At 71.1% G+C, this 14,347-nt stretch carries 14 protein-coding genes; 3 read left to right on the top strand and 11 right to left on the bottom strand.

Annotated features, from left to right (window positions below; all coding sequences use genetic code 11):
- Window positions 1–85: 85 nt before the first annotated feature.
- Together OG514_RS23000 and OG514_RS22995 are read right to left on the bottom strand one after the other, a co-directional pair.
- Window positions 86–1,414, bottom strand: coding sequence for a class I SAM-dependent RNA methyltransferase (locus OG514_RS23000; protein ID WP_266897694.1), 1,329 nt, complete (start codon window positions 1,412–1,414; stop codon window positions 86–88).
- Between the two features lie 72 nt (window positions 1,415–1,486).
- Entirely contained in the window at window positions 1,487–3,538 is a 2,052-nt protein-coding gene (locus tag OG514_RS22995) for an APC family permease (protein WP_266897692.1), read from the bottom strand.
- A 234-nt stretch (window positions 3,539–3,772) separates the two neighbouring features.
- Between OG514_RS22995 and OG514_RS22990 the strand changes: the two genes are divergently transcribed.
- On the top strand, window positions 3,773–4,441 hold the full coding sequence (locus tag OG514_RS22990) for a TrkA family potassium uptake protein (protein WP_189832557.1): 669 nt from the start codon (window positions 3,773–3,775) through the stop codon (window positions 4,439–4,441).
- Window positions 4,441–5,118 (top strand): TrkA family potassium uptake protein, encoded by a 678-nt coding sequence (locus OG514_RS22985; RefSeq protein WP_073906411.1) that lies wholly within the window; start codon window positions 4,441–4,443, stop codon window positions 5,116–5,118. Before OG514_RS22990 ends, OG514_RS22985 begins: the two co-directional genes overlap by 1 nt.
- A 64-nt stretch (window positions 5,119–5,182) precedes the next feature.
- Here OG514_RS22985 and OG514_RS22980 read toward each other — a convergent pair whose 3' ends face one another.
- The 8 genes from OG514_RS22980 to OG514_RS22945 form a co-directional block, all read right to left on the bottom strand.
- Complete coding sequence (locus OG514_RS22980; RefSeq protein WP_266897688.1) at window positions 5,183–5,923, bottom strand: DUF3159 domain-containing protein; 741 nt, start codon at window positions 5,921–5,923, stop codon at window positions 5,183–5,185.
- A gap of 3 nt (window positions 5,924–5,926) precedes the next feature.
- Window positions 5,927–6,325, bottom strand: coding sequence for an OB-fold nucleic acid binding domain-containing protein (locus OG514_RS22975; RefSeq protein WP_073906407.1), 399 nt, complete (start codon window positions 6,323–6,325; stop codon window positions 5,927–5,929).
- Window positions 6,326–6,382: 57 nt separating this feature from the next.
- Window positions 6,383–7,069, bottom strand: a complete 687-nt coding sequence (locus tag OG514_RS22970; RefSeq protein ID WP_229315636.1) for a response regulator — start codon at window positions 7,067–7,069, stop codon at window positions 6,383–6,385.
- A gap of 209 nt (window positions 7,070–7,278) precedes the next feature.
- The gene (locus tag OG514_RS22965; protein WP_266897680.1) at window positions 7,279–9,825 is read right to left on the bottom strand and encodes a sensor histidine kinase KdpD; all 2,547 of its coding nucleotides are present in this window, start codon (window positions 9,823–9,825) and stop codon (window positions 7,279–7,281) included.
- A gap of 121 nt (window positions 9,826–9,946) precedes the next feature.
- Window positions 9,947–10,699 carry an ABC transporter ATP-binding protein gene (locus OG514_RS22960; protein WP_266897678.1) on the bottom strand — a complete coding sequence of 251 codons (753 nt, stop codon included), beginning with the start codon at window positions 10,697–10,699 and terminating at the stop codon, window positions 9,947–9,949.
- A gap of 129 nt (window positions 10,700–10,828) precedes the next feature.
- Window positions 10,829–11,593, bottom strand: coding sequence for a DUF3710 domain-containing protein (locus OG514_RS22955; RefSeq protein ID WP_266897676.1), 765 nt, complete (start codon window positions 11,591–11,593; stop codon window positions 10,829–10,831).
- A 1-nt stretch (window position 11,594) separates the two neighbouring features.
- On the bottom strand, window positions 11,595–12,107 hold the full coding sequence (gene dut, locus OG514_RS22950) for a dUTP diphosphatase (protein WP_266897674.1): 513 nt from the start codon (window positions 12,105–12,107) through the stop codon (window positions 11,595–11,597).
- Complete coding sequence (locus OG514_RS22945; protein WP_266897672.1) at window positions 12,107–12,691, bottom strand: PaaI family thioesterase; 585 nt, start codon at window positions 12,689–12,691, stop codon at window positions 12,107–12,109. The genes dut and OG514_RS22945 overlap by 1 nt, the downstream gene beginning before the upstream one ends.
- A 58-nt stretch (window positions 12,692–12,749) precedes the next feature.
- On the opposite strand from OG514_RS22945, the gene OG514_RS22940 reads away from it, so the two are divergent.
- Window positions 12,750–13,250, top strand: coding sequence for a DUF3093 domain-containing protein (locus tag OG514_RS22940; RefSeq protein WP_266897670.1), 501 nt, complete (start codon window positions 12,750–12,752; stop codon window positions 13,248–13,250).
- Window positions 13,251–13,280: 30 nt separating this feature from the next.
- Here OG514_RS22940 and OG514_RS22935 read toward each other — a convergent pair whose 3' ends face one another.
- Complete coding sequence (locus OG514_RS22935; protein ID WP_266897668.1) at window positions 13,281–14,342, bottom strand: hypothetical protein; 1,062 nt, start codon at window positions 14,340–14,342, stop codon at window positions 13,281–13,283.
- Window positions 14,343–14,347: the final 5 nt, after the last annotated feature.

Below are 14,347 nucleotides of genomic sequence, written 5' to 3'. Positions count from 1 at the left end.
TGCGTCAGATATGCGTCAGATATGCGTCAAGATATCGCCCGTAACGCACGTAGCGCACATAACGCACACTCGATAAAGCCGCAGGTCAGCGGCCCTTTTCAGCAGGCTCAAGGATCGCGACGCACTCGACATGGTGCGTCATCGGGAACAGGTCGAACGCACGGAGCGTGCGGACCTTGTAGCCGCGGTCCGCGAAGTAGGCGATGTCTCGGGCCAGGGCTGCCGGGTCGCAGGCTACGTAGGCGATGCGGCGGGCGCCGAGGCCGGCGAGGTGGTTGACCGTTTGCTTGCCGGCGCCGGCGCGCGGGGGGTCGAGGACGATCAGGTCCACCTCCGTGATGCCGGTGCGCGGGAGGACCGACTCGACCTTGCCCTGTTCGATGCGGACGCGCGGGAAGGCGGCCAGGTTGTGGCGGGCGTCTTCGACGGCGCGCTTGCCGGACTCGATGCCGAGGACCGCGCCCTGGTCGCCGACGCGGTCGGCGAGGGCGCCCGCGAAGAGGCCGACGCCGCAGTAGAGGTCGAGGGCGGTTTCGCCCTTGCGGGGGGTCAGGCCCTGCATGACGGCGAGCATGAGGGTCTGGGCGGCCTTCGGGTGGACCTGCCAGAAGCCGCCGTTGCCGACGCGGTAGGTGCGGTCGTCGGCGCGCTCGCGGACGAAGGCTCGGCCGTGGACGCGGTGGACGCCGCCGTCGTTCTCGTCGACGCGGAGGACGGAGACCGGCTTGTCCAGTTCGACCAGGGGGAGGCGGCCGCCGGGCTTGGGGGTCAGGATCACCTGGCGGTCGCCCGAGCCGGAGGCGGCGATGGCCTCGACCGAGGCCATGCCCTCCCACGTGCGCTTCTCGATGCCGAGTTCCGAGACGCCCTGCGCCGCGATCATGCAGTGGTCGACGACCTCGACCTCGTGCGAGCGGTGCTTGCGCAGGCCCGCGTTGCCTTCCGCGTCGATCGTGTACTGGACGCGGGTGCGCCACTGCGGGACCTCGCCCTGCGGGAGCTTGTCGCCCTCGGCCGGCATGACGGTGCCGTCCCAGCCGGCTTCCTCGGGGGTGAGGCCGGCGAGCCGCATGAGCTGCTCGGCGATGACCTCGCCCTTGAGGCGGCGCTGGGCGCCCGGCTTGGCGTGCTGCCAGTCGCAGCCGCCGCACTTGCCCGGGCCCGCGAAGGGGCAGGGGGCCTCGACGCGGTCCTTCGACGCCTCGAGCACGGACACCGCGTCCGCGCGCAGGAAGCGGGAGGTCTCCTCGCCCTCGGTCACGCGGGCGATGACCTTCTCGCCGGGCAGCGCGTGGCGGACGAAGAGGACGCGGCCCGCCTCGGTGCGGGCGATGCAGTGGCCGCCGTGGGCCACCGGACCGACCTCGACCTCGTACTCTTCCCCGACCAACGACGAAACAGGGGTGTTCTGCATGGCGGGGAGACTCCAAGGGGGAGGAACAGGGGAAGCGACTGTGGGCTGCCGTTTGGACGGCAGCCCACCAGTCTAGTTGCTCTTTGCGGTCGGTTCCTTCTGGCGCTTCTCCACCGGGCCGCGGCGGACCGAGCCGGGCGCGTTCCAGTCCTGGCGCTTGCGGGCCCGCTTCTTCGCGGCCTCGGAGGACTGGAGCTGGTACGGGACCGAGGTGACCATGACGCCGGGGGTGAAGAGCAGCCTGCCCTTGAGGCGCAGTGCGGACTGGTTGTGGAGCAGGTGCTCGTACCAGTGCCCGACGACGTACTCCGGGATGTAGACGGAGACGGCGTCGCGCGGGCTCTCGCGGCGGATGTTCTTGACGTACTCGATCACCGGGCGGGTGATCTCGCGGTACGGGGAGTCGAGGATCTTGAGCGGGACGTTGATGCCGCGCCGCTCCCACTCCTCCCTGAGGGCCTTGGTCTCGACCGGGTCGACGTTGACGGTCAGCGCCTCCAGCTCGTGCGCGTGCATGAGCTTGGCGTAGGCCAGGGCGCGGAGGGTGGGCTTGTGGAGCTTGGAGACCAGGACGACGGAGCGGACCCGGGACGGGCGTACGTACTCGTCGGGGCGTTCCTCCGCGGCGGCGATCTCGGCCGCGACCGAGTCGTAGTGCCTGCGGATCGCGGACATCGTCCCGTAGAAGATCACCATGCCGAGCAGGGCGACCCAGGCGCCGTGGGTGAACTTGGTGGCGAGGACGACGACGAGGACGAGGCCGGTGAAGAAGGCGCCGAAGGCGTTGATCGCGCGGGAGCGGATCATGTGGCGGCGCTTGGCCGGGTCCTTCTCGGCCTTCAGGTGCCGGTTCCAGTGCCGGACCATGCCGGTCTGGCTGAGCGTGAAGGAGACGAAGACGCCGACGATGTACAGCTGGATCAGCTTGGTCGAGTCGGCTCCGTAGACCCAGACGAGCAGGGCTGCGGCGCCGGCGAGGAGCACGATGCCGTTGGAGAAGGTGAGGCGGTCGCCGCGGGTGTGCAGCTGGCGCGGCAGGTAGCGGTCCTGGGCGAGGATCGAGCCGAGGAGCGGGAAGCCGTTGTACGCCGTGTTGGCGGCCAGGAAGAGGACGAGCGCGGTGGCGGCGGCGAGCACGATGAAGAAGAACGTTCCGTCACCGAAGACGGCGGCCGCGACCTGGGAGATGACGGGGTCCTGGACGTAGCCCTCGCCGACCGGCACGCCGTTGACGAGCAGGTCCTCGGTGGGCTTCTCGGCCATCCGTACGTCGGTGGCCATGGCGAGGAAGATGATGCCGCAGAACATGGTGACGGCCAGGCCGCCCATGAGGGCGAGCGTGGTGGCGGCGTTCTTCGACTTCGGCTTGCGGAAGGCGGGGACGCCGTTGGAGATGGCCTCGACACCGGTGAGCGCCGCACAGCCGGAGGAGAAGGCCCGCAGCAACAGGAAGACGAGCGCGAAGCCCGCCAGCCCCTCGTGCTCGGCCTTGATCTCGAAGTCGGCGGTGGGCGCCTTCATGGTCTCGTCGAGGACGATCCCCTTGTACGCACCCCAGGCGATCATGATGAAGACGCCGGCGACGAAGACGTACGTCGGGATCGCGAAGAGCGAGCCCGACTCCTTCACGCCGCGCAGGTTCATCACGGTCAGCAGCACGATCACGGCGACCGCGCAGGCCACCTTGTGTTCGACCACGAAGGGGATCGCCGAGCCGAGGTTCTCGATGCCCGAGGAGATCGACACGGCGACGGTCAGGACGTAGTCGACGAGCAGGGCGCTCGCGACGGTCAGTCCGGCCTTGGGCCCGAGGTTGGTGTTGGCGACCTCGTAGTCGCCGCCGCCGCTCGGGTACGCGTGGACGTTCTGCCGGTACGAGGCGACGACCGTGAACATCAGGACGACGACCGCGAGGGCGATCCACGGGCTGAAGTGGTAGGCCGACAGACCGGCCACGGACAGAACGAGGAGCACCTCGCCCGGTGCGTACGCCACCGAGGACAGCGGGTCGGAGGCGAAGACGGGGAGCGCGATCCGCTTGGAGAGGAGAGTCTCTCCGAGCTTGTCGCTGCGCAGGGCCCGCCCGATCAGGATCCGTTTGGGAAGGTCGGTCAGTTTGGACACGGAGAGGATCGTAAGCGTTCGAAAACAGCCACGCGCACCGGCACCCCCGATCGGCACCGAATCTCCCTGAGTACCACCTCGGATGCAGTCCCCGCCAGCGTTGCCGCTTAAGCTCGGACCGGGTGACCCGGCAGGGTGTTGCCCGCCCCGACCCGGGCGCATCGGGTGAGGAAAGTTGTGAGCAGGGTGTTTTCGCAGGTCAGTAAGACGATCAGGAGTGCGGGGTAAGGGGACGTGCACATCGTCATCATGGGCTGCGGGCGAGTGGGAGCCGCTCTCGCGCAGACCCTGGAGCAGCAGGGGCACACCGTCGCGGTCGTGGACCAGGACCCGACGGCTTTCCGTCGTCTGGGGTCGGGTTTCGGCGGTCGGCGCGTGACGGGCGTGGGCTTCGACCAGGACACGCTGCGTGAGGCCGGCATCGAGGACGCGGGCGCCTTCGCCGCGGTGAGCAGCGGCGACAACTCGAACATCATCGCGGCGCGGGTCGCCCGCGAGATGTTCGGCATCGAGAACGTGGCGGCGCGGATCTACGACCCGCGGCGCGCCGAGGTCTACCAGCGCCTCGGCATCCCGACGGTCGCGACGGTCCGCTGGACCGCCGACCAGATGCTGCGCCGGCTGCTGCCCTCGGGCGCGGAGCCCCTGTGGCGGGACCCGAGCGGTGGCGTGCAGCTCGCGGAGGTGCACACCACCCCCGCCTGGATCGGCCACAAGGTGAGCCGGCTCCAGGAGGAGACCGGCGTGCGCGTCGCCTTCCTCACCCGGCTGGGCGAAGCGATTCTGCCGACCTCGCAGACGGTGCTCCAGGAGGGCGATCTGGTGCACGTGATGATGCGCACGGACGAGATCGCGAAGGTCGAGGAGGCCTTCGCCGAGGGTCCTGAGGAGGGCGGTCACTGATGCGTGTCGCTATTGCGGGCGCGGGTGCGGTGGGCCGTTCCATCGCGGGCGAGCTCCTGGAGAACGGTCACGAGGTCCTGCTCATCGACAAGGCGCCCACCGCCATCTCGGTGGAGCGGGTGCCGCAGGCGGAGTGGCTGCTGGCCGACGCCTGTGAGATCACCTCGCTCGACGAGGCGGCGCTCCAGCGCTGCAACGTGGTGATCGCGGCGACCGGCGACGACAAGGTGAACCTGGTCGTCTCGCTGCTCGCCAAGACCGAGTACGGCGTGCCGCGGGTCGTCGCCCGGGTGAACAACCCGAAGAACGAGTGGCTGTTCAACGAGGCCTGGGGCGTGGACGTGGCCGTCTCGACCCCACGCCTCATGTCGGCCCTGGTGGAGGAGGCGGTGAGCGTCGGCGACCTCGTCCGGCTGCTCCGCTTCAGCCACGGCGACGCGAACCTTGTCGAGCTGACGCTGCCGCCGGAGTCGGCGGTCGCCGGCACCGCCGTCGGGGACGTGGCCTGGCCGCAGGACACCTCGCTCGTGACGATCATCCGCGGTTCGCGGGTGCTGACGCCGAGCCCCGAGGAGACCCTGGAGGCGGGCGACGAGCTGCTGTTCGTGGCCGCGCAGGCCCGCGAGGAGCAGCTGGAGGACCTGCTGCAGGTCCGCCGGGAGCCGACGGAGTCCTGAGCACCGGGTGTACGAGGAAGGGCCCGGACCTGTTCGTCAGGTCCGGGCCCTCTCTCGTGCCGTCTCAGGCCTCCGGGTGGCTCTGCGCCGCGGCGGCGGCCGCCTTGCGCTCCTTCTCGGCGAGCTCCTCGGCCTCCATCTCGGCGAAGACGTCGATCGGCGGCGGAGCCTTCGCGAGGAACACCCACGTGAGGTAGACCGCGAGCAGGAACGGCGGGATCTTGAGCGCCACGAGCACCCAGCCGAACTTGGTCGTGTCGGCCCACCAGTACATCGGGAAGAGGATGGCGCACTTGCCGAGCAGGATCAGGCCCCAGGCCCAGCTGGCCTTCGTGTACGCCTTCTTCCGGCCGGGGTTACGGGTCCGCCAGGAGAGGTTCTCCTTGAAGACCGGGCCCAGGATCAGGCCGATCAGCGGGACGCCGGCGATCGCGGTGACGATGTACGCGAGGGCGAGGCCCAGCGTGTACAGCATGCCCGGCAGGTAGAAGTCCTTGGCGTTGCCCGTCATCATCGCGAAGACGACACCGAAGGCGACACCGAAGACGCCGCTGAACGCGTGCTTGACGGTGTCCCGACGGATGAGCCGGACGGCGACCAGGACCAGCGACACCGCGAGGGCGGCGATCGCCGAGATCTGCAGGTTCTTGTTGATCGTGAAGATCGTCACGAACAACAGGCCCGGCACGACCGTCTCGACCATGCCCCGCAGGCCGCCGAAGGCCTCGAACAGCGCGGCCTCGGTGACCTCCTTCGATGCCTGGGCGTCCTGGTCCGTGGTGGTCGGCTTGTCGAGGGACGTCACCGGCTACTCCTGTCCGAGCGGTCGGAGCTCGTATTTGGGGTTGAAGAGGACCCGCCGGCCGTGGCTCATGGAGATCCGGCCGGAGGCGATCAGCTTGCGGCCCGGCTCGATGCCCACGATGGAGCGCCGGCCGAGCCACACGACGTCGAGCGGTGCCGTGCCGTCGAAGAGTTCGGCCTCCAGCGCGGGCACACCGGCCCGGGGACGCAGCGTGACCGTGCGCAAGGTACCAGTCACCTTGACTATCTGGCGGTCGGAGCAGTCGCAGATACGCGTGCACCCCGACGCTTCGGCGTCCTCCTGGAGCTCCTCCGACTCCAGGTCCTCCGGGGAGGAGGAGAGCCGGTCGAGCATCCGGCGGAACCTACCGGCCGGCTTCTCTGTACGTGGTGCAGCACTCATACAGAAAGCGTACCGGCCACCGCCGTCACCGGGACCTGCCCCCGAACGGGTGCTGGTTCAGCGTTCGAAGCGGTAACCCATGCCCGGTTCGGTGACGAAGTGGCGGGGATGGGACGGGTCGCTCTCCAGCTTGCGGCGCAACTGCGCCATGTACACCCGCAGGTAGTTGGTCTCCGTGCCGTACGAGGGTCCCCAGACCTCCTGGAGCAGCTGCTTCTGGCTGACCAGGCGGCCGCTGTTGCGGACCAGGACTTCGAGGAGGTGCCACTCGGTGGGGGTGAGCCGGACGTCCCGGCCGTCGCGGTGGACCTTCTTCGCCGCGAGGTCGACGGTGAAGCCCTCGGTCTCGACGACCACGACGCCGTCCTCGGCGCCGCCGACCGGCTCGGCGCGGCGGACGGCGGCGCGCAGCCGGGCGAGCAGCTCGTCCATGCCGAAGGGCTTGGTGACGTAGTCGTCGGCGCCGGCGTCCAGCGCCTCGACCTTCTCGTCGGAGGTCTGGCGGGCCGAGAGGACCAGGATCGGCACCCGGGTCCAGCCGCGCAGGCCCTTGATGACCTCGACGCCGTCCATGTCGGGCAGGCCGAGGTCGAGGACGACGACGTCGGGATGGCGTTCGGCGGCGAGGCGGAGGGCGGTGGCACCGTCGGGCGCGGCGTCGACCTCGTACTTCCGCGCCTTGAGGTTGATCACCAGGGCGCGGACGATCTGCGGCTCGTCGTCGACCACGAGGACCCGGGTCATGGAGGGGGACCTTCCTTCTTCGGTCGCCCGTGCGGGCGGGAGCAAGAGAGTACGGGAGCGGAGGGGGTGGTGCGCGGAGTACGGAACGAACGGGGCGCGCTTCGGGACGGAGGCGGGTGGTGCGCCTCGCAGGCTCGCTTCGTGACGGAGTCGGGTGGTGCGCTCCGGGACGGAGGGTTCAGGTCACGGGGGGGCAGGTCGCGGCGGGTTCAGGTCACGGCGTGCGCCGGGAGGTCGGGGGCCGGTGCCGGAGGCCCGCCCCTGGCGGCACGCAGGGTGAGGACCATCGTCAGACCGCCGCCCGGGGTGTCCTCGGCGCCGAGCGTCCCGCCCATGGCCTCCACGAAGCCGCGGGCCACCGCGAGGCCGAGTCCGACACCGGCGCCGCGGGGGGCGTCGCCGAAGCGCTGGAAGGGCGCGAAGATGCCCTCCTTGGCCTCGTCGGGCACGCCGGGGCCGCGGTCCACGACCCTGAGCTCGACACGGTCCCCCAGGGCGCTGGCGGCGACCGCCACGGGCATGCCCTCGGGGCTGTACTTGACGGCGTTCTCGACGATGTTGGCGACGGCGCGCTCCAGGAGGCCCTTGTCGACCTCGACCATGGGCAGTGTCTCGGGGATGTCGAGCTCGGCGCTGCCGTCGGGCACTCCCCCGAGGGCCATGGGGACGACCTCGTCGAGGTCGACGGTACGGATCAGCGGGGTGACGGTGCCGGTCTGGAGGCGGGACATGTCGAGGAGGTTGCCGACGAGGTGGTCGAGGCGGTCGGCGCCTGCCTCGATGCCTTCCAGGAGTTCGGCGCGGTCCTGCTCGGACCATTCGACGTCGTCGGAGCGGAGGGAGGAGACGGAGGCCTTGATGCTCGCGAGCGGGGTCCGCAGGTCGTGGCTGACGGCGGCGAGCAGGGAGGTGCGGATCTTGTTGCCCTCGGCCTGTTTGCGGGCCTCCTCGGCCTCGCCGACGAGCCGCTGCCGGTCGAGGACGACCGCGGCCTGGGCGGCGAAGGCGCCGAGGACGCGCCGGTCCTCGGCGGGCAGCACCCGGCCGGACAGGGCGAGGGCCAGATGGTCACCGACCGGCATGTCCACGTCCGCGTCCTCGGGCCGGGCCGCCGGGTGGGGGCCCACGCCGGCCGCACACGTCCACGGCTCGACCTCGTCCACCCGTTCGAGCAGGGCGACGGACTCCATGGAGAAGGTCTCGCGGACCCGTTCCAGGAGGGCGTCGAGGCTGGTCTCGCCGCGCAGCACGCTGCCGGCGAGGTAGGAGAGCACCTCGGACTCGGCGCGCAGCCGGGCGGCCTGGTGGGTGCGCCGGGCGGCCAGATCGACCACGGAGGCGACCGACATGGCGACGCCGAGGAAGACGGCGATCGCCACGATGTTCTTGGGGTCGGCGATGGTGAGCCGGTGGACGGGCGGGGTGAAGAACCAGTTGAGGAGGAAGGAGCCGACCGCGGCGGAGGCGAGCGCCGGCAGGAAGCCGCCGAGCAGGGCCGCCGCGACGGTGAGGGCGAGGAAGAGCAGCATGTCGTTGGCGAGACCGAGGTCGGCGTCGACATGGGTGAGCAGCAGGGCGAGGAGGACGGGTCCGGCGACGCCGACGACCCAGCCGCCGATGATCCGGGAGCGGCCGAGGCGGGCGCCCCGGGCGACCGGGAGTCCGCGCCCCTTGGCGACCTCGCCGTGGGTGACGATGTGGACGTCGAGGTCGGGTCCGGATTCCCTGGCCACGGTCTGGCCGACGCCGGGGCCGAGCATGTACTGCCAGGAGCGGCGGCGGCTGGAGCCGAGGACGATCTGGGTGGCGTTGACTCCCCGGGCAAACTCCAGGAGCGCCGAGGGGATGTCGTCGCCGATGACATGGTGGAACGTTCCGCCCAGGTCCTCGACCAGGGTGCGCTGGACGGCCAGCTCCTTGGGCGAGGCCGCGGTGAGGCCGTCGCTGCGGGCGATGTAGACGGCGAGGACCTCGCCTCCGGCGCCCTTCTCGGCGAGCCGGGTCGCGCGCCGTATGAGGGTGCGGCCCTCGGGACCGCCGGTCAGACCGACGACGATGCGCTCGCGGGCCTGCCAGGTGGAGCGGATGTTGTGCTCGCCCCGGTACTGCTGGAGGTACTCGTCGACCCGGTCGGCGGTCCAGAGCAGGGCCAGCTCGCGCAGGGCGGTGAGGTTGCCGGGGCGGAAGTAGTTGGAGAGGGCCGCGTCGACCTTGTCCGATGTGTAGACGTTGCCGTGGGCCATCCGGCGGCGCAGGGCCTCCGGGGACATGTCGACCAGCTCGATCTGGTCGGCCCGGCGCACCACCTCGTCGGGGACGGTCTCCCTCTGTCGTACGCCGGTGATCGCCTCGACCACGTCGCCCAGCGACTCCAGGTGCTGGATGTTGACGGTCGATATGACGTCGATGCCGGCCGCGAGCAGTTCGGCGACGTCCTGCCACCGCTTGGGGTTGCGGGAGCCGGGCACGTTCGTGTGGGCGAGCTCGTCGACGAGCGCGACGGCGGGCCGCCGGTCCAGGACGGCGTCGATGTCCATCTCGGTGAACGCCGACCCCCGGTACTCCAGGGTGCGGCGCGGCACCTGCTCCAGGCCGTGCAGCATGACCTCGGTGCGCGGCCGTCCGTGGTGCTCCACGAACGCCACGACGCAGTCCGTGCCGCGCTCCACCCGGCGGTGCCCTTCGGAGAGCATCGCGTAGGTCTTGCCGACGCCCGGCGCAGCGCCGAGGTATATCCGAAGCTTGCCGCGTCCCATGGGACGACCATACGTCCAGCCAATCGGACATTCCGTACGCGGAGAGTGGGCTGCGGCGGTCTTGACGCGTTTCTGATGGGGCGGCCCCCGGGGTTCGGCCGGTGCCCCGGGACGCCACGCGTCAGTGCTCGATGATCTCGCCGTCGCTCAGCTCCAGGACCCGGTCCGCCAGGCCCAGGAGCTGCGGGTCGTGGGTGGCGACGAGGGCCGTGCAGCCCTCGCTGCGCACCACCGCGCGCAGCAGCTGCATGACGGCGAGCCCGGTCTCCTGGTCCAGCTGGCCGGTGGGCTCGTCGGCTATGAGCAGCGCCGGCTTGTTGGCGAGGGCGCGGGCGATGGCGACGCGCTGCTGCTGGCCGCCGGAGAGCTCACCGGGCCGCTGGTTCGCGTGGTCGGCGAGGCCCACCAGGCCGAGGAGCAGGGCCACCCGCTCCTCGCGCTCCTTCGGATCGGCCTTGCGCAGCCGCATGGGTACGCCCACGTTCTCGGCGGCGGAGAGGATCGGGAGCAGTCCGAAGGACTGGAAGATGAAGCCGATCCGGTCGCGGCGCAGCTCCAGGAGCCCGTTCTCACCGAGGGTGGCGAGGTCGGTGCCGTCGATGACGATCGAGCCGCCGTCGGCGCTGTCGAGGCCGCCCACGAGGTTGAGCAGCGTCGTCTTGCCGGAGCCCGAGCGGCCCTTGAGCGCGACGAGCTCGCCGCGCGGGATGTCGAAGGAGACCCCGCGCAGGGCGTGGACGGCTGCTTCCCCGGTGCCGTACGAACGGCGCAGGTTCTCCACACGGACCATCGGCAGGCCGGCCGGGTCCTCGGCGACGGCCGTCGCGGACCGCGTGCTGCTCTCACTCACCCTGTGCTCCCCCTCCTCGAACATGTGCCCGCCAGTATGGTCCGCGGCCGGGCCCGAGGGCCAGAGCCGGGGGTCGGAACCTGTGGAAAACGGCCGATGGGCCGCTTCCCGTACGAGAGGTACGGAAAGCGGCCCATCGGTTCAGGCGATCGATCAGCGGATCTCGGAGATCTCCGGACCGCGCTGGAGCTGGCCCATGCCACCGGAGAAGCGGGAGTTCTCCTGCTCCTCCTGCTGCACGCCGTCCGGCACCATCTGCGCGTCGTTCGGCAGCTTGAGGACGATCGGGTCACGCGGGGCCATCGGGCCCTCGCCGCGGACGACCACGGTGTCCCGGACGATCTGCTCCAGGAGACCCGCCGCCTCGGGCTGGACCGCGCCCTGCCCGGAGATCACTCCGCGCAGGAACCAGCGGGGTCCGTCGACACCCACGAAGCGGACCAGCTGCACACCGCGGTTGCCGTCCGGCAGCTGTACGGGGACCTGCGCGCGCAGCTCCCAGCCCAGCGGGCCCTCGACCTCGTCGATGATCCCGCCCTGCTGGGTGATGCCCGTGGCGATCTCGTCGCGGACCTCGCCCCAGATGCCCTCGTTCTTGGGCGCGGCGAAGGCCTGCAGCTGCACGGCGCTGTCGCGCAGGACGACGGTGGCCGCGACGATCGCGTCGCCCGCCACCTCCACCCGCAGCTCCATGCCCTCGACACCGGGGACGAACACGCCGCCCAGGTCGACACGGCCGTCATCGGGCTTGGTGACCTCGGAGATGTCCCAGGGTCCGTCGGGCCGGGGCGCCGGCGGAAGGTTCACACGGCGCGGGGCCGCGTCGTCCGCGTCCTCGCCGTCCACCGCGTCGACGACCTGCTCGGCCTCGCCCGCCGCGTCCTCTGCGGCACCGCTCTTCTTGCGACGTCCGAACACGTCACTGTCCTTCCCGGTCGGATACGACCGAAGCGTATCGATTCCCACCCGTTGTGCCGTCCACGGCGGCATGACCGCCGGTGGACCCGAAGCCCCCCTCGGCCCGCGCCGAGCCGGGAAGCTCCGCCACCTCGTGGAAGCGCACCTTCTCGACCTGTTGGACGACAAGTTGGGCGATCCGGTCGAATCGTTCGAACCGCACGGTCTCGCGCGGGTCGAGATTGACCACGATCACCTTGATCTCTCCACGGTACCCGGCATCCACCGTCCCCGGGGCATTCACGAGCGCCACTCCACAGCGGGCGGCGAGTCCGGACCGCGGGTGCACGAAGGCCGCGTACCCGTCCGGGAGGGCGATGGAGACCCCGGTGGGCAGTACGGCCCGCTCCCCGGGGGCGAGCACGGCGGCCTCGGTGGTGACGAGGTCGGCCCCGGCGTCGCCGGGATGCCCGTAGGCCGGGATCGGCACCTCCGGGTCCACACGCCGGATGAGTACGTCGACAGGGTTGCGCATCAGGGGTTCACCTCGAAGGCGCGGGCGCGCCGGACCTGGTCGGGGTCGGACATGGCTGCCTGGATCTCCTCCGGGCGGCCGTTGTCGATGAAGTGGTCGACCTTGACCTCTATGAAGAGTGCCTCGGCGCGGACGGCGACGGGACCCTCGGGCCCGCCGATCCGGCCGACGGCGGTCGAGTAGATCTTGCGGCCGCGCACGGCGGTGACCGCGGCCTCAAGGTGGAGCACGGTGCCCACCGGGACGGGCCGGACGAAGTCGGTCTCGAGCCGTCCGGTCACGGCGATGACCCGCAGCAGCCAGTTCAGGGAGCCGAGGGTCTCGTCGAGCGCGGTGGCGAGCACGCCGCCGTGCGCGAGGCCGGGGGCGCCCTGGTGATCGGGGGTCACCGTGAACTCGGCGGTGACGGTCACGCCCTCGCCCGCGCGCGCCTCCAGATGGAGGCCGTGCGGCTGCCCGCCGCCGCACCCGAAGCAGTACTCGTAGTGCGAACCGAGCAGCTCGCCGGGGGCCGGCGCGTCGGGGTGGCGTACCGGCGGTATGGCGTCGGCCGGCGGGGTGAGGGGGGCAGATGATGCTGTCACAGGCGCAGACCTTACCCGCGCGACAGTGCCCTGGTCGCGCCGTGCCAAGCTTGGACGCATGGAGCCTTCCGCATCGTCCCCCGTCTCCCCCGTGCCCTCCGTCGCGCCGCGGTTCGACGAGCGGCTGACGGCGCCCCGCTCGTGGTGGGTCATCGCGGGCCTGCTGGGTCTCTCCGGCGGCCTGGTCATGTTCCCGCTGGGTACGGTCCCGCTGCTCGGCGGTCTGATCGTGGCGGCGGTGCTCGCCGGTGCGGCGGTCTCCTCGTACGGCTCCGCCCGGATCCGGGTGGTGGCCGGTTCGCTCGTGGCGGGCGACGCGCGGATTCCGGTCGCGGCCCTCGGCGCGGCCGAGGTGCTCGACGCGGAGGAGGCGCGCGCGTGGCGCATGCACAAGGCGGACCCCCGCGCGTTCATGCTGATGCGCAGCTATGTGCCCCGGGCGGTGCGGATCGAGGTGACGGACCCGTCGGACCCGACGCCGTACGTGTACCTCTCCAGCCGTGAGCCGGAGGCGCTGGTGGCCGCCCTGGACGCCGTCCGCGCGGGTGCCCAGGACTGAGCGGGGCCGAAGAGGCCGACAGGACAGCCCCTAGAACCCGAGCTCCTTCGGGTTCTCCGGCTGTTCCAGCGGGGGCAGCTCCCCCAGGGAGTCCCAGGGGATCTGGCGGTGGCGCAGGTCCTTGCGGATGTGCCCGGCGAGCTTCTTGGTGTCGCGGCGGTTCATGACCGCGCCGACGGCCGCGCCCACCATGAAGGGCATGAGGTTCGGCAGGTTGCGCACCATGCGTTTCATGATCTGCTGGCGCAGTTCGCGCTTGAGCTGTCCGCCGAGCGCGGCGTTGACCGTGGTGGGCTTGGTGGGGTCGATGCCCCGCTCCTCTGCCCAGGAGGTCAGATAGGCCATCGAGCGTTGGGTGAGCCGGCCGGGAGGCCGCAGCCCGTAGACCTCGTGCAGCTCGGCGATGAGTTTGAGTTCCACGGCGGCGACGCCGGTGATCTCGGCCGCGAGCTCCGCCGGCATGGCCGGGGGCACGGGGAGCATGGCGGCTGCGCCGATGCTCGCACCCACGGTCGAACTGGCGTTCGCCGCACCCATGACGAGCTTGTCGGCGAGCGCCTCGGGCCCGAGCCCGGGGAACTGTTTGCGCAGGGTCGCCAGATCACGGACGGGGATCCGTGGGGCGAGGTCGATCAACCGGTCGGCCAGATGGCCGATGCCGGCCTTGGCGCTGTCTCCGCCGCGCTTCACGCCCTGACGGACGCCCTGCGCGACGCCGCGCCGGACGGCGTCGATCCGGTCGGAATCGATCTTGATCTTGTCGAGCTGGGCGCGCGCGGGATTGGCGAGGCGCTTGACGGCGCCGAAGCGCCCGTCCCGCTGTGTCTCGTCGCTCCCCGCTTCGTCCAGCGGGTCGTTCCGCCCCGTCCCCCGCTCCACCGGCAGGTGCGCCGGGTCCGGCTCGATGACTGCCTCGAGCGAGGCCGGGAGGCCTCGCTCGTCGTCACGTACGCCGAGGGAGGGCGGGGAGGCGGTGTGCTCGGCTTCAGGGGCCTCCTGGGCGCCCTCTGCCGGGCCTGAGCCGCCCTTGTACGTCTTCGTGCTCCCAGGGAGCCTCAGACGCCGCTTCCGGGACGGTGTGTCGCCAGCCACGACCG

The organism is Streptomyces sp. NBC_00572 (genome assembly GCF_026341815.1).
Lineage (GTDB): Bacteria > Actinomycetota > Actinomycetes > Streptomycetales > Streptomycetaceae > Streptomyces.
This window is presented reverse-complemented; position numbering and strand designations above follow the sequence as displayed.

What these genes read in the sequence shown, in the direction of transcription:
- dut (WP_266897674.1), bottom strand. Translation starts at nt 12,107, where the DNA reads ATGCGCAACCCTGTCGACGTACTCATCCGGCGTGTGGACCCGGAGGTG.
- OG514_RS22940 (WP_266897670.1), top strand. Translation starts at nt 12,750, where the DNA reads ATGGAGCCTTCCGCATCGTCCCCCGTCTCCCCCGTGCCCTCCGTCGCG.
- OG514_RS22960 (WP_266897678.1), bottom strand. Translation starts at nt 10,699, where the DNA reads ATGTTCGAGGAGGGGGAGCACAGGGTGAGTGAGAGCAGCACGCGGTCC.
- OG514_RS22965 (WP_266897680.1), bottom strand. Translation starts at nt 9,825, where the DNA reads ATGGGACGCGGCAAGCTTCGGATATACCTCGGCGCTGCGCCGGGCGTC.
- OG514_RS22970 (WP_229315636.1), bottom strand. Translation starts at nt 7,069, where the DNA reads ATGACCCGGGTCCTCGTGGTCGACGACGAGCCGCAGATCGTCCGCGCC.
- OG514_RS22985 (WP_073906411.1), top strand. Translation starts at nt 4,441, where the DNA reads ATGCGTGTCGCTATTGCGGGCGCGGGTGCGGTGGGCCGTTCCATCGCG.
- OG514_RS22975 (WP_073906407.1), bottom strand. Translation starts at nt 6,325, where the DNA reads ATGAGTGCTGCACCACGTACAGAGAAGCCGGCCGGTAGGTTCCGCCGG.
- OG514_RS23000 (WP_266897694.1), bottom strand. Translation starts at nt 1,414, where the DNA reads ATGCAGAACACCCCTGTTTCGTCGTTGGTCGGGGAAGAGTACGAGGTC.